Annotated in this window: 18 protein-coding genes; 17 read left to right on the top strand and 1 reads right to left on the bottom strand. The window is 33.6% G+C overall.

Going from position 1 to position 22025, the window contains the following annotated elements:
- Positions 1–30: 30 nt before the first annotated feature.
- From lptC to NRK67_06030, 14 genes are all read left to right on the top strand, one after another.
- The gene (lptC, locus tag NRK67_06095) at positions 31–2718 is read left to right on the top strand and encodes an LPS export ABC transporter periplasmic protein LptC (protein ID UUV19078.1); all 2688 of its coding nucleotides are present in this window, start codon (positions 31–33) and stop codon (positions 2716–2718) included.
- Positions 2719–2728: 10 nt separating this feature from the next.
- On the top strand, positions 2729–3454 hold the full coding sequence (gene lptB, locus NRK67_06090) for an LPS export ABC transporter ATP-binding protein (GenBank protein ID UUV19077.1): 726 nt from the start codon (positions 2729–2731) through the stop codon (positions 3452–3454).
- A 245-nt stretch (positions 3455–3699) separates the two neighbouring features.
- Positions 3700–6324, top strand: coding sequence for an alanine--tRNA ligase (gene alaS / locus NRK67_06085; GenBank protein ID UUV19076.1), 2625 nt, complete (start codon positions 3700–3702; stop codon positions 6322–6324).
- A 252-nt stretch (positions 6325–6576) separates the two neighbouring features.
- Positions 6577–6996, top strand: a complete 420-nt coding sequence (ruvX, locus tag NRK67_06080; protein ID UUV19075.1) for a Holliday junction resolvase RuvX — start codon at positions 6577–6579, stop codon at positions 6994–6996.
- A gap of 218 nt (positions 6997–7214) precedes the next feature.
- Complete coding sequence (gene secD / locus NRK67_06075; protein UUV19887.1) at positions 7215–8435, top strand: protein translocase subunit SecD; 1221 nt, start codon at positions 7215–7217, stop codon at positions 8433–8435.
- A gap of 2 nt (positions 8436–8437) precedes the next feature.
- The gene (secF, locus tag NRK67_06070) at positions 8438–9331 is read left to right on the top strand and encodes a protein translocase subunit SecF (protein UUV19074.1); all 894 of its coding nucleotides are present in this window, start codon (positions 8438–8440) and stop codon (positions 9329–9331) included.
- Positions 9332–9535: 204 nt separating this feature from the next.
- Positions 9536–10717, top strand: a complete 1182-nt coding sequence (locus NRK67_06065) for a class I SAM-dependent rRNA methyltransferase (GenBank protein UUV19073.1) — start codon at positions 9536–9538, stop codon at positions 10715–10717.
- A gap of 9 nt (positions 10718–10726) precedes the next feature.
- Positions 10727–11278 (top strand): CvpA family protein, encoded by a 552-nt coding sequence (locus tag NRK67_06060; GenBank protein ID UUV19072.1) that lies wholly within the window; start codon positions 10727–10729, stop codon positions 11276–11278.
- Between the two features lie 10 nt (positions 11279–11288).
- A complete protein-coding gene (locus tag NRK67_06055; GenBank protein UUV19071.1) occupies positions 11289–12380 on the top strand; it encodes an LptF/LptG family permease in 1092 nt (363 codons plus the stop codon).
- Positions 12381–13457: an LptF/LptG family permease gene (locus tag NRK67_06050; GenBank protein ID UUV19070.1), complete on the top strand. Its 1077-nt coding sequence runs from the start codon at positions 12381–12383 to the stop codon at positions 13455–13457. It abuts the gene before it with no gap.
- Positions 13458–13570: 113 nt separating this feature from the next.
- Positions 13571–14794: an insulinase family protein gene (locus NRK67_06045; protein ID UUV19069.1), complete on the top strand. Its 1224-nt coding sequence runs from the start codon at positions 13571–13573 to the stop codon at positions 14792–14794.
- 17 nt (positions 14795–14811) lie between these two features.
- Positions 14812–15252, top strand: a complete 441-nt coding sequence (gene dut, locus NRK67_06040; protein UUV19068.1) for a dUTP diphosphatase — start codon at positions 14812–14814, stop codon at positions 15250–15252.
- Positions 15253–15277: 25 nt separating this feature from the next.
- On the top strand, positions 15278–16390 hold the full coding sequence (rodA, locus tag NRK67_06035; GenBank protein UUV19067.1) for a rod shape-determining protein RodA: 1113 nt from the start codon (positions 15278–15280) through the stop codon (positions 16388–16390).
- Between the two features lie 17 nt (positions 16391–16407).
- The gene (locus NRK67_06030; GenBank protein UUV19066.1) at positions 16408–18012 is read left to right on the top strand and encodes a GGDEF domain-containing protein; all 1605 of its coding nucleotides are present in this window, start codon (positions 16408–16410) and stop codon (positions 18010–18012) included.
- Positions 18013–18058: 46 nt separating this feature from the next.
- Here NRK67_06030 and NRK67_06025 read toward each other — a convergent pair whose 3' ends face one another.
- Positions 18059–18763 carry a hypothetical protein gene (locus tag NRK67_06025; protein UUV19065.1) on the bottom strand — a complete coding sequence of 235 codons (705 nt, stop codon included), beginning with the start codon at positions 18761–18763 and terminating at the stop codon, positions 18059–18061.
- A gap of 369 nt (positions 18764–19132) precedes the next feature.
- On the opposite strand from NRK67_06025, the gene accD reads away from it, so the two are divergent.
- The 3 genes from accD (at position 19133) to pfkA (ending at position 22023) form a co-directional block, all read left to right on the top strand.
- Positions 19133–20014, top strand: a complete 882-nt coding sequence (accD, locus tag NRK67_06020; GenBank protein UUV19064.1) for an acetyl-CoA carboxylase, carboxyltransferase subunit beta — start codon at positions 19133–19135, stop codon at positions 20012–20014.
- 16 nt (positions 20015–20030) lie between these two features.
- The gene (locus NRK67_06015) at positions 20031–20978 is read left to right on the top strand and encodes an acetyl-CoA carboxylase carboxyltransferase subunit alpha (GenBank protein UUV19063.1); all 948 of its coding nucleotides are present in this window, start codon (positions 20031–20033) and stop codon (positions 20976–20978) included.
- A gap of 76 nt (positions 20979–21054) precedes the next feature.
- Positions 21055–22023: a 6-phosphofructokinase gene (gene pfkA / locus NRK67_06010; GenBank protein ID UUV19062.1), complete on the top strand. Its 969-nt coding sequence runs from the start codon at positions 21055–21057 to the stop codon at positions 22021–22023.
- The last annotated feature ends 2 nt before the right edge of the window (positions 22024–22025 follow it).

Genomic DNA, 22025 nt, shown 5'->3' with positions numbered 1-22025 from the left:
TTACTAATTACCGATTAAAAGGGGGTAAATATGCTCAAAAAAATATCATATTATATAAGTGCAATACTTTTAGTGGTATTTGTCTACTTTAACTATATAAAGGAACCAGAGCAACTAGAAAAAAAAGGTGAGGAATCCCTGGTAACTTCAAATGTTTCTTATGATGTGGAAAATTACCATGTAGAAGCAGAGAAACAGATCGATGATACTGTGAATAATAAAAGAACCTTTGAAAAAGCTATAGCCATATTTGATGGGATGAAGCTGTCTGGTGATGATGCCCTGGTAGACAGCACGAATAATATATTTTTAGAAAATAATATACAGGGAATATCCAAAAATGGTTGGAAGATAGAGGCTGAAAAAGCTAATTATGACCAGAAAGCAGATAAGGTCTATGCTAGTAATCAGGTAAAAGCATACAATGAAGAGGAAGGGATCACCCTTTACGGTGATTCATTGATTACAGATACAAAATTAGAGGATTTAAATTTAAAAGATGATATAAGAGTGGTCACAGATAAGATGCAGCTCAGTGCCAATTTTGTACATTATAATGATACCACTAAGATTTTGGATGTGAAGGAAAACATCAGGATAAGAGGTAGGAAATTAGGAAACCTGCAAACAGATGAAGTGTCGGGCCACTTTAAGGAAGCCAGGTATGATGGGATAAAGAAAACTATCCATGCCCAGGGAGATTTTGTTGTATATTATAAAGGGGCAAACCTTAGAGCTAAAGACTTTAAATATGATGAGGTTACAGGTGATTTTACTATCTCTAAAGATATAGTGATAGAATTTGAAAGTGGAAACTTGGTTGTTGAAAAGATAAATTATGTAGCCAGTGAAAATAAGATGTATTTCACAGGACCTCTTAGGGGTAAAAACGGTGACTTTAATCTGTTTGCTGATAACGGCGTGTACGATACTCTCAGTGGGATGTTGAAAATAGATGGTAATATTAAAATTGAGAATAAGACAAGTAAACTTTTAGCTGATAGTGGGACTTATGATACAAAAACAGGGGATCTCTATATGACCTCTAAAAAATTAGTGAGCTACGAGGATTCAGATAGAAAAATATTAACTAAAGACCTTACTTATAACAGTAAAACCAAGGAATTAAAACTATTAAATAGTTATGATTATAAGGACAATACCTATGAGAGTGTAGGAAAAGAACTTTATTATAATGATGGAACGAAAATTGGAAAAGTTATAGATGGTAGTTTTAAAGGGGATCAGATAGATGGCCGAGCTGATAAGGTTGACTTTAATTTAGAAAAAAAATCATATGTATTTACAGGGAACGCTAAAGTTGCCTATAGCGGCTCTATCTTAGAGAGTCAAAGGATAGATGTAGATGATCTCAACAAAAAAGCTTATATCTATGGTAAATATACAGTTTATAATCCTGAGGATAAGATAACCTTTTACGGTGAAAATGCAGAATATAATATGGATACAGGAGATTTGATCTCTAGAAATAGAGTAAAAGTGATCCAGGATAAAAAAACTATGACTGGTGAAAACTTAACCTATAATTCAAATACGGGGTTAGGGAAGATAGAAAAAAATATAGTTATTGTAGATGAAGATGGATCTAGGATGACAGGAGCTCGAGGAGAATTTGATACCAATAACTATGCAGAGATTATCGGGAATTTAAAGATAAAAACAAAGGATGCCACTCTTTATGCTGACCGTGGAAAATATATCTTTGCTGAGGAGAGAGTGTATATACCAGGGAATATCAAGATAATATCTAAAGATGGAAATGCAACTATGAACGATGGAGTTTATTTTGTTGCTGAAGAAAGGGTTAAAGCTAAAAACTTTGATGGAATAAGCGGGGATAAAAAAGCATCTGGTGATGAGGTTAACTACTATATCGCAAGGCAGGTCGCTCAATTGAACAAAAATGTAGTAGTACAAAACCCGGGAATGAAATTTACAGGAAGTCAGGTAGAATATTCATTTATTACAGATGATATATATACTTCGGAAAAATATAAGATCTATTATGAGAACTATATAATAGATGGAGAAACTATGAAGGGAAATATGAAAAGTGAGATCTTAGATGGAACTAAAGTGAATCTCACATCGTCTACAGGAGAAAAACTTTATGGTGACTTTATGTTTGGGGATCTAAAGAACAGACAGATCGACCTAGATGGAAATGTACGTGCCCTTGCTTTTAATGTAGATAAAAAAACACAGAAAAAAGAACCTGTTAAAATACGGGGTGACACGGCTAAGATATTTTTATATGAAGATGTGAATGGAGAACTATCTATTTCAAGATCTGAGATAAAGAAAAACGGAATCTATGAATATCAGGATATGACCCTCTATTCAGACTATATGGAAGTAGACTTGATAAAAAAGCTAGCTCTGGGACGTCGTGGAAACCACCTGAATATAGGCGGGACAACCGATGTTAAATCTGAAATTACAGATATTGATATGAATACAGAGATAGCAATTCTTATAAATGATGTGGAATTTAAAAATGTAGATCAAGAGGGGAAGGTCATGACTGCCTCATCTGATAAAGGGAAGATCTTTAATAAAACTAAGGTTGCTGTTTTACGAGAAAATGTAGTAGCAGATACAGCAGAAAATCATATTGAAGCTGACTATGCAAAATATTTTATGGAAACAGGGATATTAAATGCCGAAGGAAATGTAAGGATAGATTATAAAAAGTAGGAGGTAAAATTTGAAGAGTATAATTGCTCATGATCTGTGTAAAAGCTATAAAAAAAGAAGAGTTGTAAATAAAATAAGTTTAGAAGTGCATAAGGGTGAGATAGTTGGGCTTTTAGGGCCTAATGGAGCAGGAAAAACTACTACTTTTTATATGATAACAGGGATTGTAAAACCTGAATCTGGAAAAGTTTTTTTTAATGAGCAGGATATAACTGATTATCCCATGCATAAAAGAGCTAATATGGGAATTGGGTATCTGGCTCAGGAACCATCTATCTTTAGAGATCTCAGTGTAGAGGACAACATCCTGGCGATCTTAGAGATGAGGAAGATAAAAAAAGAGGAAAGAATTAAGATAAAGGATGATCTTTTGGAGGAATTTAAATTGACCCATGTGGAAAAATCTATGGGTTATTCCCTCTCAGGAGGAGAAAGAAGAAGGGTTGAGATAGCCAGGACAATAGCTAATAATCCTGATTTTATTCTATTGGATGAACCTTTTGCAGGTGTAGACCCCATAGCAGTAGAGGATATTCAGGAGATCATAAGATATTTGAAAAAAAGAGGATTAGGGATCCTGATCACAGATCATAGTGTAAGGGAAACACTGGGAATCACCGACAGAGCTTATGTAATGGCTCAGGGAGAGCTTCTAATAAGCGGGTCACCAGAGGAAATAGCCAACGATGAAAGAGCTAAAAAGATCTATTTAGGAGAGGGATTTAAATTAGATTAGATTATCTGATTTTTCGGTAACCAGATGTGATATAATAAAAATTAAGCAAAATAAATATGAACTCCTTTTGTTAAGGTTTTCTAGTTTTACATTTGAGAGATTCTTTTTAACTACAAGAATTTGCTGTGATTTGTAAACTTATGAAAAGATAGAAAAAAGAGTTAAGATAAAAGACGAGATGAAAATATCTGTCGAAATATTAAGGGGCTCAGGGTAATTTTAAGATTTAAATTTTGGAGGATAGGATGAATAATTTAACGGGTAATGAAATCAGAAGAAAATTTATAGAATTTTTTCAAGGGAAACAGCATAAACACTATGAGAGTGCATCATTGATACCAGATGATCCCACGCTGTTATTGACAGTAGCTGGAATGGTACCTTTTAAACCTTATTTTTTAGGACAAAAAGAAGCTCCTACACCGAGAGTGGTTACTCATCAAAAGTGTATCAGAACTAATGACCTTGAAAATGTAGGAAGAACAGCTAGACATCATACTTTTTTTGAGATGTTAGGAAACTTTTCATTTGGAGATTATTTCAAGGAAGAAGCGATAGCCTGGTCTTGGGAATTTATTACAGAGGTATTAAAATTAGATGCAGAAAAGTTATGGATATCTGTGTTTACAACAGACGATGAAACTGAAGAGATCTGGAATAAAAAAATTGGTGTACCAATGGAAAGATTAGTAAGATTAGGTGAAGATGATAACTGGTGGTCAGCAGGACCAGTAGGTTCTTGTGGACCTTGTAGTGAAATTCATGTAGACCTGGGAGTAGAGTATGGAGGAGACGAAAACTCGAAATTAGGAGATGAGGGGACAGACGATAGATTTATCGAGATATGGAACCTGGTATTTACTGAGTATAACAGGATGGAAGATGGGTCGTTAGAACCATTACCAAAGAAAAATATCGATACAGGAGCAGGTCTTGAGAGAGTAGCTGCAATGGTTCAGAAAAAAGCTAATAACTTTGAGACAGACCTGATTTTCCCTATTATTGAAAGAGCAGGAGAACTGACAAATTCTAAATATACATTTGGAAAAGATGATAAAGTTGACTTCTCATTAAAGGTAATAGCTGACCACATCAGAGCCATTACATTTATGATAAGTGATGGGATCTTACCTTCTAATGAGGGAAGAGGGTATGTTCTTAGAAGGATCTTGAGACGTGCAGTAAGACATGGAAGATTATTAGGGAATAAAGAAAACTTCCTATATAAATTAGTAGATACAGTAATAGAATTAATGGGAGAAGCTTATAAAGATATAGTTAAAAATAAAGATCACATCGTTAAAATGGTAAGAATTGAGGAGGAAAAATTCTCAACTACCCTGGATCAAGGGATGGTTATCGCATTGGATGAGATTAAAAAAGCTAAATCGGAAAATAAAACAGAATTAGATGCTGGTGTAGTATTTAAATTATATGATACTTTTGGATTCCCATATGAACTTACAGAGGAAATTTGTGAGGAAGAGGGAGTAACTGTTTCTCATGAAGATTACCTTGCAAAGATGGAGGAACAAAGAGAGAGAGCTAGATCATCTAGAGAAGTAGTAAAAGAAGCCGGGCAGGATTCATTTATAGAAGAGTTTTTTGATAAACACGGGAAAACTGACTTTGTTGGTTATGAAGTGTTTAAAACAAAAGCTAAAATATTAAACGTAAAAGATAACAATGAAGGAAACTATACAATAATTTTCGATAAAACCCCGTTTTATGCTGAGTCAGGTGGACAATCTACAGATACTGGGAAAATAATCGGAGAAGATATTTTTGGAGCAGTTACAAGTGTGAGAAAGCAAAAAGATATATTTATCCATACTGTAAAGATGGCAGAGGGTGGAAATAAGCTGAAAAAAGGTTTAGAGTTAGAGTTATCTATCAATAAACATAGAAGAATAGAGATTAAGAGAAACCATACTGCAACACATATATTACACAAAGCTTTAAAAGAAGTTCTTGGAGACCATGTACAGCAGGCAGGATCACTGGTATCGCAAGATAGATTAAGATTTGATTTTACTCACTATGAAGCTGCAACAAGGGACCAGATAAAAGAAGTAGAAAAAATTGTAAATGAACAAATATTCAGAAATGTTCCTTTAAGTATTGAAGAACTTACAATGGATGAAGCTAAAGAAAAAGGTGCAACAATGTTATTTGGAGACAAGTACGGAAGTAAAGTAAGAGTTGTAGAAATACCTGGATTCTCTATGGAATTATGTGGGGGAACTCATGTAGAAAGAACTGGAGAGATTGGATTATTTAATATATTGACTGAAACTGGAATTGCTGCCGGAGTAAGAAGAATAGAGGCAACAACAGGATTTACTTCGTATAAGGTAGTAAATGAGATGGAAGATGGTATAGTTGAATTGGCGAAGATATTGAAGTCAGATCCTTATCACGGGCATTTAATTGCTAAAGCAAATAAGGTAGTAGAAGACTTAAAGGCAGCCAATAAAGAAGTTGAAGCACTTAAATCTAAATTAGCCGGATATGAAGCTAACTCATTATTTGACAATGTAGAGGAAATCAACGGTGTAAAAGTTTTAATTTCCGGATTTAAAGGTAAAGAAGCTGGCGGACTCCGTGAGATCGTAGATAAAGCCAAAGATAAATTAGGTAGCTGTGTAGTGATCTTAGGAACGGATAATGGGAAAGCTGTATTTGCTGTAGGAGTAACTAAAGATCTTATGGGGAAGGTAAAAGCCGGAGACCTGGTTCGTGAAATCGCTAAAATCGCTGATGGAAATGGTGGAGGAAGACCGGATTTCGCCCAAGCAGGGGGAAAAACTGGAGATAAAGTTCCTGAAGCTTTAGAGGTGGCAAGAACTCTATTAGAAGAAAAACTTTAATTTTCTAAAAAATTGGTCACGGAGCTACACAGAGGATAAAAAAAGTTATACGGAGAAAACCTCTGTGAAACTCTAATTATACATTTAATTTTTTCATTAAGTATGAAAAAAATTAATACTCGTATAACCTCTCGGTATACCTCTGTGTTCCAAAATGTTTTTTGAAAAAACTAATGTAAATTGGTGGCAAAAGTTTTTGATTTTAACCCATGGGAATTAGTGGTGGAAAAAGAAGTGAAAATAGGAGAAATTATGTTTAAAAAATATCTGTCTCTAGATGTAGGAGATGTAAGGATAGGAGTGGCTAAATCTGATATAATGGGTATGATAGCAACCCCTTTAGAAGTAATAGACAGGAGAAAAACCAAGGCTGTAAAGAGGGTAAAAGAACTCTGTGAGGAGCACAACACCAAGAGTATAGTTATTGGTATTCCAAAGAGTCTGGATGGAACAGAAAAACGTCAGGCTGAAAAAGTAAGAGAATTTATGGAAAAGCTGAATAAAAAGATAGATGGATTGGAATTTATAGAGATAGATGAGAGATTATCGACTGTATCAGCCGATAAAATGTTACAGAATAATGGTGTAAAGGGTGCGATAAACAAGAGGAAAACAGTTGATCAGGTAGCCGCCGCAATTATTTTACAAACTTATCTGGATATGAAAAGATAGGAAAAAAATCAAGGTAAAAAGTTGGAAATTAAATTTTTAATTATCAACTATTATCTATAAAAGGTATCACCAAAGTATCTGCCAGGGAATGGTATCACCAAAATGCTATTAGTTTACTGCGTAAACATAGGGTTTTGAGATAGAAATTCACTGTGTAAATTAAGAACTTTGAATAATTCGGCTAAAAGCCGTTAGGGGAGGCAGGAAAAGTGGCTAGAATGAGAAAAGGATATATGTACAGAATAATGTTTGTGGCAATAGTTGTACTGAGTGCTGCATGGTTTACAGTGACTAAACCAGTAAAATTAGGATTGGATCTAAAGGGTGGAGTATATGTGTTACTCGAAGCGAAACCGGAAGAGGGACAAAAGTTAGACAATGAAGCGATGGGAAGACTTATTGAAGTATTAAATAGAAGGGTAAATGGTTTAGGAGTATCGGAATCTTCTGTACAAAAAGTGGGAGATAAAAGGGTAATGGTTGAATTGCCTGGAATAACTGATACAGAACAAGCTATAGACATGATCGGTAAAACTGCACTTATGGAATTTAAGATCCAAAATGCAGATGGGACATTGGGAGAAACTTTATTGACTGGTGGAGCATTAAAATCAGCAGCAGTATCTTATGATAATTTAGGAAGACCACAAATTTCATTTGAAATGACTCTGGATGGAGCAGCTAAATTTGCTGAGATAACTAGAAACAATATAGGAAAACAACTTGCTATCACAATGGATGGAGTAATCCAGACTGCTCCTAGAATCAACAGTGAGATAGCTGGCGGACAAGGAGTTATCACAGGAAACTATACAGCTGAAGAAGCTAAAAATACTGCATCATTATTAAATGCAGGAGCTTTACCGGTGAAGGCTGAGATCTTGGAAACTAGATCAGTAGGAGCTACATTGGGAGATGAATCTATCGCTCAATCAGAAACAGCTGGAATTATAGCAATAGGACTTATCGCTGTATTTATGATGGTCTTCTATAGATTACCAGGATTAGTAGCTAACTTGGCACTTGTTTGTTTTGGTCTTATTACCTTTGCAACACTTAATTTCTTTGATGCTACCCTTACATTACCAGGTATTGCAGGGATCATCCTTTCAGTAGGAATGGCAGTAGACGCCAATGTAATTATATTTGAAAGGATAAAGGAAGAGTTAAGATTTGGAAATACAGTAATGGCTTCTATAGAGGCAGGATTTAAGAAGGCGTTCAGTACAATAATGGACTCAAATATCACAACCCTTATAATAACAACGATCTTATTCACTTTAGGAACGGGACCTGTAAAAGGATTTGCAGTAACACTGACTATCGGTGTACTTGCATCGATGTTTACAGCTATAACAATAACTAAGGTATTACTTAGAGGATTTACAATGTTATTTAAAATAGATAAGCCAAGCTTGTTTGGTGTTAGGGGGAAATAATAGTGAAAATAAAAATAATTGAAAATAGAAAAAAATTCTTTACATTCTCAACTATATTAGTGGTATTAGCTTTATCGGCATTGGTATTTAAAGGTGTAAACTATGGCCTTGATTTTACTGGTGGAAACCTTATTCAAGTTAAATTTGAAAAGACTATGGAATTGAAGGAATTGAATCCAATATTAAATGAGATCTCTAAGGAGATCCCGCAGTTAGATAATAACAGCAGGAAAGTACAGGTCTCTGATGGTAACGTAGTTATCGTAAGAACGCCAGAGATGAGTGAGGATGTAAAAAATAACTTTATGAAAGACTTAGAAGAGAAAGCCGGGAAATATGACCTCTTGAGATCTGACAAGGTAGGAGCTTCTGTAGGAGAAGAATTAAAGAGTACGGCAATAATAGCTTTATTGGTGGGACTGTTTTTAATAGTCGGGTATATCACCATTAGATTTGAGTTTAAATTTGCATTAGCAGCAGTATTAGCTCTTTTCCATGATGTAATAATAGCTGTAGGAGGAATTGCATTATTAGGGTATGAAGTAAATACACCATTTATAGCTGCAGTTTTAACTATCTTAGGATATTCTATAAATGATACGATAGTAGTGTTTGACAGGATCAGAGAAGTGTTGAAAAAGAAGAAGGCAAGTACATTAGCCGAAGCAGTAGACCTAAGTGTCAATCAGACTTTGACTAGATCGATCAATACTTCATTTACAACATTCTTAGCAGTTCTGGCTATCTTGATATTTGGAGGAGCTAGTTTAAAGGTGTTTATCACAACTCTATTAATAGGAGTATTAATAGGAACTTATTCATCTATCTTCTTGGCCAGTCCAGTTATCTATCTATTAGATAAGGATGAAAAGTTAAGCGATATCGGGCATAATTAAGAAGTTAAATTTTTAATATTTATGTTGATAGGTAAAAATAAAAGAGAGAATTAGGGATAGTCTTAATTATAAGAAAGGCTGGTTCAATAGATATTGAATCAGCCTTTTGATATTTTAGCTGAAATTTTATAAGAATTAAAATAACGGTTTGTGTTATAATTAAGAGTATAAAAAAAATTAAAAAAGGTTTTGAGGAGATATAAAATGGCAAGAGTTATGTTGAAAAAAGGTAAAGAAAAGAAGATTCAGAATTTTTATCCAAATGTATTTAAAGATGAGATAAAGCAAATAATGGGAACAGTTAAAACTGGAGATATAGTAGATGTATGTAGTGAAGACCTTACATTTATTGGTCGTGGATATGTTGTAGAAAATACAAATGCTTTGGTAAGGGTTTTAACAACTAAGGAAGAAACTATAGATAAGAAGTTTATATTAAATAAGATAAAGGTTGCATATGATAAAAGAAAATATTTAAATGAAGAAACTAATTGTATCAGGGTATTTTTCTCAGAAGCTGACGGAATACCGGGATTAATTGTAGATAAATTTGATAAATATTTATCGGTACAATTCAGAAATTCAGGTGTAGAGGCGTTTCGTCAAGAGATCATAAATGCGTTGAAAAAAGTGACAAAAACAAAGGGAATCTATGAGAGAAGTGATGTAGAAAATAGAACCCATGAGGGAGTAGAGCAAAAGACCGGTGTAATATACGGTGATATCCCAGATAGAATTACTATGGAAGATAATGGTTTAAAGTATACTGTGGATATAATTGACGGGCAAAAGACCGGTTTTTTCCTGGATCAGAGAGACTCTAGAAAATTCATAAGACCATTTTTAAACTCCAATACCAGATTTTTAGATGTATTTTCATCTAGTGGCGGATTCTCTGTGGCTGCACTTGCTGAGGGATGTCAAAAAGTTGTAGCTGTGGATAAAAACCCACATGCTTTAGAACTATGTTTAGAAAACTATGAATTAAATGGTTTTGAAAATAAATTTGAAGTGGTAGAGGGAGATGCTTTCTCTATCTTAAAAACACTATCAAATAGAGGGGAAAAGTATGATGTAATAACTCTAGATCCTCCTTCACTTATCAAGAAGAAAATAGATATACAGAGGGGAAGAGATTTCTTCTACAAACTATGTGTAGATAGTTTTAAGATGATGGAAACAGGGGGAATATTAGGAGTTATAACTTGTGCTTATCATATGAGTTTAGAGGATATAATGGAAGTGACAAGGATGGCAGCTTCTAAAAATGGTTTATGTTTAGAGGTAATAGGAATAAATTATCAGCCTGCAGATCACCCATGGGTATTACATGTGCCTGAAACACTATATTTAAAGGCTCTTTGGGTAAGAGTTATTGAAAGATAGGAGGAGTTAATGTATATAGATATTATAGCTGGAGTTATACTGATTTTAGGAGTATTAATAGGTTTTAAAAAGGGTTTTTTCTTTGAGGTTCTATCATTTTTTATTTTGATATTAAATGTAGTGTTAGCAAAAAAGTGGACCCCCTATGTCTATAACTATATCAGTGACAGTATCAAAATGAAAGAGCACAATGTTGTATATTTTTTAACTTATCTGGCTCTTTTAGTGGGGCTCTATATAGTGACTTCTGCTATACTATCTGTCTTAAGAAAAGTTCTTCCTAAGATGTTCATGGGATTAACAGATAGTGTTTTAGGTGGCATTTTAGGAGGATTAAAGGGATCTTTTATAATATTTGTACTTTTAATATTTTTTAACTTACTCTCCAGTATGGTTTCAGAGATGGAAGGGTATTCAAAAGACAGCAGGATAAATAAATTTTTCCTGAAGAATGTCACAAAGTTAGAGGGGTATTATCCTGATGCTGTAAAAGAGAAGTTAGAGGAGCTTGAATTTAGAAAAAGTGTAGAAAAACAAATTAAAGAATATATGTCAAAATAAGGGGTATTTTATGAAAATAATAGATAAATATTTGTTTAATCAATTAAAGATGCCTGTTTTGTTTGGGATAAGTCTATTCACCTTTATATTTTTAATAGAGATGATGGTAAAGATGATGGAAAGTATTTTGGTTAAGAGGGTGCCGGCATTAGATATGCTCCACCTGCTTACCTACTACATTCCTCCAATATTATCTCAGACGATTCCCATGGGATTTTTTCTAGGGGTAATGATAACCTATAATAAGCTTACTTCAACCAGTGAAAGTGTGGCTATGGTATCTATAGGGATGAGTCTGAACAAGATATTGAAAGTACCGTTTTTTATGTCGGTAGGGATATTTTTTCTTACTATTTTTTTGCAGGAAAAAATAATACCTGAATCTTTTATGAGAGCGGAGACATTAGGGGTAAAAATTGCTACTGAAACACCGTCATTTCAATTGACTGAGAAGACGTTTTTGGAAAATGTAGGAGAATATAGTATCTACATAGATACGCTAGATCCCAAAACAAACCAGGCAAAGGATGTTGTTATTTTTCAAAAAAGTGAGAAAGACATCTATCCTAATGTTATGCTGGCAGACAGAACTATTTGGAAAGATGGGGCTATGACTTTAAAAGATGCCACTTTCTATCAATTAGACGAAGAGGGAAAGGAAAAGTTAAGGGGGAGTTTTGAGAGTCAGGTTCATCCGTTGACCTCGTTTCTCTCTGATTTTGATGTAGATATAAAGGAGATAGATACCATGTCTGTGGCAATGCTCCTAAAAAATATAAAAAAAATGAAGGAGAATAACAGTGTAGCTGAAGAGATATTGCCCTATAAGGTAGAGCTGCAGAAAAAATTAGCATCTCCATTCTCGGCAGTATTTTTAGGAATCCTGGGGGTATTGTTTTCTTTGGGACACCATAGAAGCGGGAAAAGTGTCAGCTACGGACTGAGTATGGCAGTTATTTTTCTATATATAACTTTATTCAATGTAGGAATAGTGTTATCCAGTAAAGGGGCGGTCGATCCGGTAATAGCCATTTGGTTTCCTAATTTACTATTAGCAACTCTTACAGGAACTATGTATCTTAGAAAGGTAAGGAGGGGATAGATGAAAAAAATAGATAGATATATAATAGTTAAATTTATAAAGTCAGTTCTATTATCCCTCTTTGCTTTTATAGGGATTTTTGTACTATCCCAGATTTTTAAAGTAATAAATTATGTTACTTCCGGAAGGATGACAACTATTGAAGGTGCCAAGTATATGGCAGCACTGATCCCCGGTATTTTGGTACAGGTCTCCCCACTGGCAGCACTGTTAGGTGGATTGATAACGATAAATAAGATGGCCAGCAGTCTAGAGGTTATAGCCTTAAAAACTTCTGGGATCAGTTTTAGAAGGATAGTTCTTCTGCCTATAATTGCTACATTTATAATGGCAGGAGGAGTTTTTTATATCAGTAATTCTCTGCAGCCGGAAGGCTTAAAGACAGCCAGGGAGTTAAAGAGAAAAAACCAGATAGATGATGACAAGATCCCGGTAGCAAAAAACAATGTATACCTCAGGGGGAATGGAGATTATATCTATCATTTTGATTATATAAACAGAGAGAAAAATATAGCTAAAGGGGTACAAGTAGTAATTCTAAGTAAAAACTTTGATGCCATAAAATCTATAATCACAGCTAAGTCAGCAAGATATACTGACGATGGCAGGTGGGAATTAGATGGGGCCAATGAAAATAAGATAGATGAAAAAAAAGTAGTTTTTCATAAAACCTATATAAATTTACAGTTAAAAGATGAACCTAAATTATTCCTGACTCCTAAATATAGAAAAGAGGAGTTAAGTTTAACGGAATTAAAAAGGATAGCATTGCTTCTCCGTAAAACCGGAGGAGAAGCCAAGGAATTTGATGTAGAATTTCATAAGAGAATAGCTTATCCGTTTGCCTGTGTTGTTATAGGAATCCTGGGGCTGGCCTTAGGAAGCAGATATGTAAGAGGTTCATCAGCTATAAATATAGCCCTTAGTATTGCTTTTGGTTATGGTTATTATATTGTTCAGGCTAGTTTTGAAGCGGTAGCCATGGGAGGAATCCTGTCCCCCCTTATGGGAGCATGGATGCCAAACCTTATCTTTATAGGTATAGGGCTAGTAGCGATGAATAAGGCAGAATATTGATGTGGATTTTCTCTGTTGTTATTTCAAATTATGGTGTTAAAAGAAAAATTACTGTTTAAGAATTTGACCTTATGAGGTCATAGGAAAAAAGTAAAATAAGAGGAGAGAAGATTATGATAATAGAGAAAAAATTAAAAAATGGAATTCCTGTTTTTTTTGACAAGATGGATGGGATACAATCAGTAACTATAGGGGTCTTTGTAGGAACCGGGTCAAAACATGAAAAAAAAGATGAATACGGTGTATCTCACCTTTTGGAACATATGATGTTTAAAGGTACTAACAGAAGGTCAGCTAAAGAACTGTCTGAAGAGATAGACAATGTAGGCGGAAATATAAATGCGTATACTGGAAAGGAAACTACAGCTTATTATATACAGCTGTTATCTTCTAGATTAGAAGTAGGAGTGGATATCTTATCAGATATGTTTTTAAACTCTACTTTTTCAGATGAAAATTTAGAAAAGGAAAAAAAAGTTGTAATTGAAGAGATAAATATGTACGAGGATATCCCAGAGGAAAAAGTACACGATATAAATTCTACATTTGCTATCTCCGGAGACCAGTCTAATATAGTTTTAGGAAGTATTGAAAGTGTAAATGGAATCAGTAGAGATATCTTAGTTAATTATTTCAATAGGAGATATACACCGGAAAATATGGTTATATCTTTAGCTGGAAATATGGATATAGATAAAGTTATGGAGATGTTAGAGGATACCATGGGAACTATAGAGAAAAAAGAAGCTCAGACTTCGAAAGAATTTTCTATGAAGATAAATCCTGGAAAACAGATCTCTAAGAAAGAGATGAGTCAGGTACACCTGTGTATAAACACAAAGGGAATCTCCTACTTAGATCAGGACAGATATAAATACTCTATAATTTCTAATATATTAGCCGGAAATATGAGTTCCAGGTTATTTCAAAAGATCAGAGAAGACCGTGGACTGGCTTACTCAATCTATAGTTATATGTCAAATTTTAAAGAAGGCGGACTATTTACCATCTATGCAGGGACAACACCTAAAGATTATAACGAAGTAATTCAGATAGTTCTAGAAGAGTTCGAGGAAATAAAGAAAAATAGTGTAACTGAAAAAGAACTGGAAAGATCAAAGAATCAATTTTTAAGTTCATTAACTTTTGGATTGGAAAACAGCAGGGCCAGAATGAGTAGATTAGCCAGTTCATATCTGACTTATGGACGTATAAAAACAATCGAAGAAACTATAGAAGAAATAGAAAAAATAACTTGTGAAGATATAAAAAAAGTGGCAAATAAAGTTTTTTCAGAGGAATATTATTCATACACTATCTTAGGAGATATAGAGTAAAAAAGGAGAATTTTAATATGAAAAAAGTAGAAGTCAAGATAATAAAAGCAGAAGGGGTAGCTCTTCCAAAGTATATGACAGATGGTGCAGCTGGAATGGATGTATGTGCTCATATTGAAAAACCTGTAACTTTAAAAAGTTTAGAAAGACGACTGATTCCTACAGGAATAGTTATAGAGATACCATTTGGCTATGAGGTTCAGGTAAGGCCTAGAAGTGGATTAGCAATGAAGCATGGAATCACATTAGTAAATTCTCCAGGAACTATAGATTCAGATTATAGGGGAGAAGTCGGAATAATTTTGATCAATCTGAGTTCAGAAGAATATACTATAAATCCAATGGAAAGAATTGGACAGCTTGTCCTTCAAAAGGTTTATAAGATGGAATTCGTTGAAACAGATAGTGTGGAAGAAAGTAAAAGATCTACAGGTGGTTTTGGCCATACTGGGAAATAGTAATGATGACAGATAGGTGGAAAAAATGAAAAATAATAGAGATGTAAGAGTTTTGATCAAAAAAGTAAAAAAAATGAGTTATAGAATTTTATTGAATGCAGTATTAATAGCTGTAATCAGTGCATTTTCAATATATAGTGCAACTTACACTAAAACTACTTCTTTTTTAAAAAAAGATTTGATTTGGCTCCTTTTGGGGATAGTGGTGTATTTTGTATTTTCTATGATAGATTTCAAGTTATATAGACGCTATTCCAGGCTGATCTATGGAGCAAGTCTGATATCTCTGCTGGCTGTTTTTGCATTTGGAGTAACTAAATTAGGAGCTAAAAGATGGATAGACTTAGGGTTTATGAACTTACAGCCCTCAGAGTTTGCAAAAATATTCATGGTATTAACCTTTTCAGCTCTCCTGGTAAATAGTTATAAAAGTAGTTTTTCAGGTCTAAAAGATGTAGTTAAGTCTGGAGTTCATATTCTGCCTGTATTCATACTTATACTAAAACAACCGGATCTGGGGACTTCCCTAACATTGATTGCAATATTTGGAGTATTAATATTTGTTCATGGGATAGATACCAAAACAATAACTATAATGCTCGGGAGTTTGGTAGCCTTTGTTCCCTTTGCATATTTCTTTCTTTTGAAAGAATATCAGCAGACAAGGATTTTAACCTTTTTAAATCCTGAAAAAGATCTTTTGGGAAGTGGGTGGAATGTAACCCAGTCTATGATAGCAGTGGGTTCAGGTGGATTATTTGGAAAGGGGTTATTTCAGGGGACTCAGAGTAAACTTAAATTTTTACCGGAATCCCATACAGACTTTATAGGTGCTGTCTTTTTAGAAGAAACAGGCTTTGTAGGAGGATTGATATTATTAGTCCTATACTATTCCCTTATCTATAATGTGGTTCGGATAGGGAATAATTCTAACGATGAATATGGAAGATTGATCTGTTATGGGGTAGCTGCAATAATATTTTTTCATACCACAGTAAACTTGGGAATGATAATAGGGATTATGCCGGTAACAGGGTTGCCGCTGCTCCTAATGAGTTATGGTGGTAGTTCATATATCTTTACCTTTATGATGTTAGGTATAGTTCAGAGTGTAAAAGTTCATAGTGATAAATATTAATCTAAGGAGGCGAAGGAGTGGAAGCTAAGAAGATAGATAAACTTAAATTTTTCTTGAAGACTTTCATACCATTTAGTCTGATTGGATTAATAGCTTTTTCTATAATGGGAAAAGTACAATTGAATACAACGGTCAATAAGATTAAGATGGAAGAAAATGTTAATTTAGAGATCTCCAAGGAAGTAATAATGGAAGATATGTTGGAGGTTAAAACAGATCTTTTATACCTGTCTCAAACGACTTATTTAAACAATTATATCAATAAAAAGAGTTATTCTTTAGGGGAATGGTCAAAAGAGTTATATATATATTCTAAAAACAAAAAAATGTATGATCAGATAAGATATATAGATGAAAAGGGATTTGAGTTGGTTAGAATTAACAGTAACAAAATTGACCCTAATACACCTCTAATTATAAAAAAATCAGAACTGCAAAACAAAAAAGATAGATATTATTTTAAAAATTCCATAGATTTAAAATTAAATCAAATCTATGTCTCTCCCTTGGACCTAAATAAAGAAAATAAAGAGATAGAGATACCGTTAAAACCCATGATTAGGTTTGTAACCCCTGTATTCAATGAAAATAAAGAGGTCAAAGGTTTGGTGGTATTAAATTATCTAGGGGAAAAACTTTTGGATAAAATATCAACTATATATATAAAAAAACCATATTCAATCCCATTTTTATTGAATAAAGAATCGTATTATTTGTTGGGGGAGAAGGGGAAAGAATGGGGGTTTATGTATGATAAAAAAGATATTAACTTTAAAAATGAATTTCCGGATATTTGGGAAGAGATAGAGAAAAATGAAAGTGGTCAATATATGAACGGTTCCCAGCTGTTTACATATACAAAAATAAGACCATTGGAAACTATTGATACAACACTAGAAGCTAAAAAAGGTTATTATTGGATATTGGTTTCATATGTTCCAAAGAAACATATAGATGCTATTAAAGATGAAAAAATACTGACATTTTTATTTAGCGGGATGATAATACTGACTATATTAACATTGATTTCCCTGGTTTCTGCAGATAGAAAATGTTCAGAGCTGGAAAAAATAAATATAATAGAGAAGAAAAACCTAGAGTTAAAGATAAAAAATGATGAACTCTTTCATCTTTCTTCTAGAGATGGTCTAACAGGAATATATAATAGAAGATATATAATGAAATTATTTGAGAAGGAATTTAAACTCTATAAATCAGATAAAAAAATAACCTGTGTTTTGTTTGATGTAGATAGGTTTAAAACTATAAATGATACCTATGGTCACCTGATTGGGGACATTGTATTGAAAAAAATAACTAAAATAGTTATAGAAAATATAAGCTTTGATGATCTCTTTGGACGGTATGGAGGAGACGAATTTTTCTTGATATTTCTAGGTAAAGAAGATTATGAAATAGATGAAATACTAGAAAAAATTCGTAGTGATATATTTAATTTGATCTTGAAGATAGATGAAAAAAAGATCAGAGTGACTATAAGTTTGGGAGTTGCAAGGTCTACAAATCAGATGAAAGAATCAGAGGATATGATAGTAGGAGCTGACCTGGCTTTATACAGAGCCAAGGAAAATGGAAGAAATAGGATAGAAAGATATAATTAAAAAAATGGAAGTTTAAACTTCCATTTTTTAATTATTGTCGAATTATTTAAAAATCATCTAAAAATACTTCTGGTTCAGAATTTTTTTCTGGATTTGAATTTTCTATAGGATCTTTAGGATCTAAATTCTCTACGTCTGCTGTATTGTCAACAGGTTTAACTTCAACTTTTTCAACTTGAGGTGTCTCCTCAACTACAGCAACAGGAGGTTTAGCGATATCTAAGTATTCGTTGGAAACCTTGTTTATAGCTCCGTCTAAGTCATCGATAATAGCCTGAAGGTGGATAACAAAGATCTCTTTTACTTTTTCAGGAACTCTGTTTTTATCTATAGCTAAAACAATAAATTCCTTTCCTTCATTGTTCCAGGAGTTTGTTGTAACAGCATCTTTTATCAGTTCTGATGAAACAAGATTAGCCAGATCCTCAATGGTATTTTTAGAGATTACGATGTTTTTAGTATGAACTTCATTAAAAAATGAATTTAATACATTTGTAGTTTCATTAAAAATTTGTTTCTTTAGATATATTTCTGCCTGATCTTTTGCTTTCATCTTAGCTACAGCAGTCCCACTTTCATTGACCTTATAATTGCCCATGGCAAATAGTTGTGTTTCTTCCTGAACATTGAAATTAGATCTTTCTACCTCGGTATATGTAGGAGTACCCGTAAATGTATCTTGAATATTGGTACATGCTCCTAAAGACAGGATTAATCCAGAGAGAAAAAGCATCTTTAATTTATTTTTCATAAAAGCCTCCTAAAAATTTATTGTCAGTAAAGTATATAATTCTAATCTTTAAATGTCAATCTCTCTAATGATATAAAGGGAAAAAGATAGAGATACAAAAAAAGTGTAAAATAGTGTATAATAACAGTTGTAATTATATTATATATCTATATTTTTTCTTATGGGGTGGAAGAAAAAAAGCTAAAAAAATTTACTTATTCTACAAAAAAGGTACTTTTTTTGTTTTGAGTAAAAATTAAACAAGATTATATGGTAAAATAACAATAATGACGCAACGGGAAGATTGCAATAATATATAAAATCTAGTAAAATTTATATTAGGCGTAAAAGTCTTATGTTTAGTTTTACTAACTAGGAGGAGTGAAGTTAATGGGTATTTTCTCTATTAATAAAAAAAAATACGCTACATTGAAGATTGAGAAAAAAAAGGAAGAAAAAAAGGTAGAACCTAAAAAGGTGGAGCCGAATATAACAGGATCAGGACTATGGGTTAAGTGCCCGGGGTGCAATGAAATAATTTACAAAAAAGACATCAAAAAAAATCAGATGAGATGTCCAAACTGTGACAACTACTTTAAAATGAGTGGGAAACAAAGGATAGAATTACTGATAGATAAGGATACTTTTGAGGAGTTTGATGTAGATTTATTTACAAAAGATCCCCTTAAATTTCCTGACTATGCAGAAAAAATAGAAAATACAAAGATAAAAACTAAGTTAAAAGAAGGAGTTATCTCAGGTGTCGGAAAGATGTTTGGGATGGAAGTCAGTATAGCTGCCATGGATTTTTCTTTCTTAGGTGGAAGTATGGGAACAGTTGTAGGAGAAAAAATAACCCGTGCAATTGAAAGAGGTATTGAAAGAAAGATACCTGTAATAGTAGTTGCTACTTCTGGAGGAGCTAGAATGCACGAGGGAATCTTATCACTTATGCAGATGGCAAAGACCTCAGCGGCCTTAGACAGACTTCGTGAAAACGGAATTCCATTTATATCTATTCCGGTGGATCCAACTACTGGAGGAGTAACTGCATCATTTGCAATGCTAGGGGATATAATTATTAGTGAACCAAAAGCTCTTATAGGATTTGCAGGAGCCAGAGTTATAGAACAGACAATAAAACAAAAATTACCTGAAGGATTTCAATTAAGTGAATTCGTCCAAGAATGTGGAATGGTTGATATCATTGCTAAGAGGGAAGACTTAAAGAAAACTGTACACAGGGTATTAGATAATTTATTTGGACTATAATTTGGGGGTTAATAATATGGAATTTGAAAAGAAATTAAAAGATATAGAGATAAAAATAGATGAATTAAAAGAATTTTCTAAAGAGAAGGGGATAGACCTATCTGCTGAGATAGAGAAATTAGAGGCAGAAAAAGAGTTGGTACTATCGGAAACTTATAAAAATCTGAGTTCATGGGAGAAGGTGTCGGTAGCCAGACATCCAAAGAGACCATATACTTTAGATTATATAGAGCATATTGTAGAAGATTTCGAAGAACTGCATGGAGATAGATTGTTTAAAGATGATCCGGCTATTGTAGGAGGAATTGGAAAAATAGATGGAAAGAGATTTGTAATAATCGGGCATCAAAAAGGAAGAGATATGGAATCTAATATATATAGGAACTTTGGAATGGCAAATCCAGAGGGATATAGAAAAGCTCTTCGTCTTATGAAATTAGCAGAAAGATTTAAACTACCGGTGTTAACACTGATAGATACAGCTGGAGCATATCCAGGAATAGATGCAGAAAAACATGGGCAGGGAGAAGCAATAGCCAGAAACCTTATGGAGATGGCCGGTTTATCGACTCAGATTATAGCAATTGTTATTGGAGAAGGTGGATCTGGAGGAGCGTTAGCTCTGGGAGTTGCAGATAGAGTATTTATGCTTGAAAACAGTGTGTATTCTGTAATATCACCAGAAGGATGTGCAGCAATTTTATATAAAGATGCATCTAAAGCATCACAGGCAGCAAATGATCTTAAAATATCAGCTAATCAGTTAATAAAATTAGGAGTAGTAGATGATATTATAGAGGAACCTTTAGGGGGAGCTCATAGAGATCATGAAGCCATGGCTAAAAATATAAAAATAAAAGTATTAGAAGCTTATTCAGAAATAAAAGATCTTCCTATTTTGGAATTAAAAGATCAGAGATATGAAAAATTTAGAAAAATGGGTGAAGTAAATCAAGGGGTATAGATAGAAAACCTCTTGAATAATTATAAAATTATTAGGAAATAACCGTAGAAGTTATATTTGAAGGGGTGTTTGGATTATGAAAAGAATAGCCATATTAACAAGTGGGGGAGATGCACCAGGAATGAATGCTGCTATCAGATCAGCGGCAAAGCTTGCATTTCACCATGGAATAGAAGTGTTTGGAGTAAGAAGAGGTTATAAGGGGATGTTAGATAATGATATCTTTAAGATGACTAGTTCGGATGTAAGTGGAATTATAGATAGAGGGGGAACGGTACTTTTAAGTGCTAGATTGCCTGAATTTAAAGATCCAGAGGTAAGAAAAATTGCTGCTGATAATTTAAAGGCTCATGAGATAGAGGGGCTTGTTGTTATTGGTGGAGACGGATCGTTTCATGGAGCGGATCTTTTATACAAGGAACATGGAATTAAGGTTATTGGAATTCCAGGGACAATAGACAATGATATTATCGGAACAGATTTTACAATTGGATATGATACAACTTTAAATATAATCATAGAAGCTATGGTTAGATTGAGAGATACTGCTACTTCCCATGAGAGAACTTACTTAGTAGAAGTAATGGGAAGAGATGCAGGAGATTTAGCACTATATGCATCATTAGCTGCTGGAGGAGACGGATTCTTCATACCAGAAGCAAAGGATACAGTGCAAGATATAGCTGATGTTATAAAAGAGAGAAGAGCTATGGGTAAATTACATGACATTATCTTAGTTTCTGAAGGAGTGGGGTCAGCCTATGAAATCGGAAAAGATTTAAAGAAAATTGTGGATACAGAGCTTAGAATAACTGTATTAGGACATATTCAAAGAGGGGGATCACCATCTGCATTCGATAGAGTATTAGCAACAAAAATGGGTGCTAAAGCTATAAAAGAACTTATGGCAGGAGAAAGTGGAATGATGATTTGTTCTGAGAGTAATAAGATAACTACAAAATTCATCGATTATGCATGGAATGGAATCGTAGATGATACTCAAAAAAGAAAAGATATTGAATTAGCTCATATCTTAACTAAATAATA

This window comes from Fusobacteria bacterium ZRK30, assembly GCA_024628785.1.
Lineage (GTDB): Bacteria > Fusobacteriota > Fusobacteriia > Fusobacteriales > Fusobacteriaceae > Psychrilyobacter.
This window is presented reverse-complemented; position numbering and strand designations above follow the sequence as displayed.

What these genes read in the sequence shown, in the direction of transcription:
- pfkA (UUV19062.1), top strand. Translation starts at nt 21,055, where the DNA reads ATGAAAAGAATAGCCATATTAACAAGTGGGGGAGATGCACCAGGAATG.
- NRK67_06060 (UUV19072.1), top strand. Translation starts at nt 10,727, where the DNA reads ATGTATATAGATATTATAGCTGGAGTTATACTGATTTTAGGAGTATTA.
- accD (UUV19064.1), top strand. Translation starts at nt 19,133, where the DNA reads ATGGGTATTTTCTCTATTAATAAAAAAAAATACGCTACATTGAAGATT.
- NRK67_06015 (UUV19063.1), top strand. Translation starts at nt 20,031, where the DNA reads ATGGAATTTGAAAAGAAATTAAAAGATATAGAGATAAAAATAGATGAA.
- ruvX (UUV19075.1), top strand. Translation starts at nt 6,577, where the DNA reads ATGTTTAAAAAATATCTGTCTCTAGATGTAGGAGATGTAAGGATAGGA.
- dut (UUV19068.1), top strand. Translation starts at nt 14,812, where the DNA reads ATGAAAAAAGTAGAAGTCAAGATAATAAAAGCAGAAGGGGTAGCTCTT.
- secD (UUV19887.1), top strand. Translation starts at nt 7,215, where the DNA reads ATGAGAAAAGGATATATGTACAGAATAATGTTTGTGGCAATAGTTGTA.
- NRK67_06025 (UUV19065.1), bottom strand. Translation starts at nt 18,763, where the DNA reads ATGAAAAATAAATTAAAGATGCTTTTTCTCTCTGGATTAATCCTGTCT.
- alaS (UUV19076.1), top strand. Translation starts at nt 3,700, where the DNA reads ATGAATAATTTAACGGGTAATGAAATCAGAAGAAAATTTATAGAATTT.
- NRK67_06065 (UUV19073.1), top strand. Translation starts at nt 9,536, where the DNA reads ATGGCAAGAGTTATGTTGAAAAAAGGTAAAGAAAAGAAGATTCAGAAT.
- rodA (UUV19067.1), top strand. Translation starts at nt 15,278, where the DNA reads ATGAAAAATAATAGAGATGTAAGAGTTTTGATCAAAAAAGTAAAAAAA.
- NRK67_06050 (UUV19070.1), top strand. Translation starts at nt 12,381, where the DNA reads ATGAAAAAAATAGATAGATATATAATAGTTAAATTTATAAAGTCAGTT.
- NRK67_06055 (UUV19071.1), top strand. Translation starts at nt 11,289, where the DNA reads ATGAAAATAATAGATAAATATTTGTTTAATCAATTAAAGATGCCTGTT.
- NRK67_06045 (UUV19069.1), top strand. Translation starts at nt 13,571, where the DNA reads ATGATAATAGAGAAAAAATTAAAAAATGGAATTCCTGTTTTTTTTGAC.
- lptC (UUV19078.1), top strand. Translation starts at nt 31, where the DNA reads ATGCTCAAAAAAATATCATATTATATAAGTGCAATACTTTTAGTGGTA.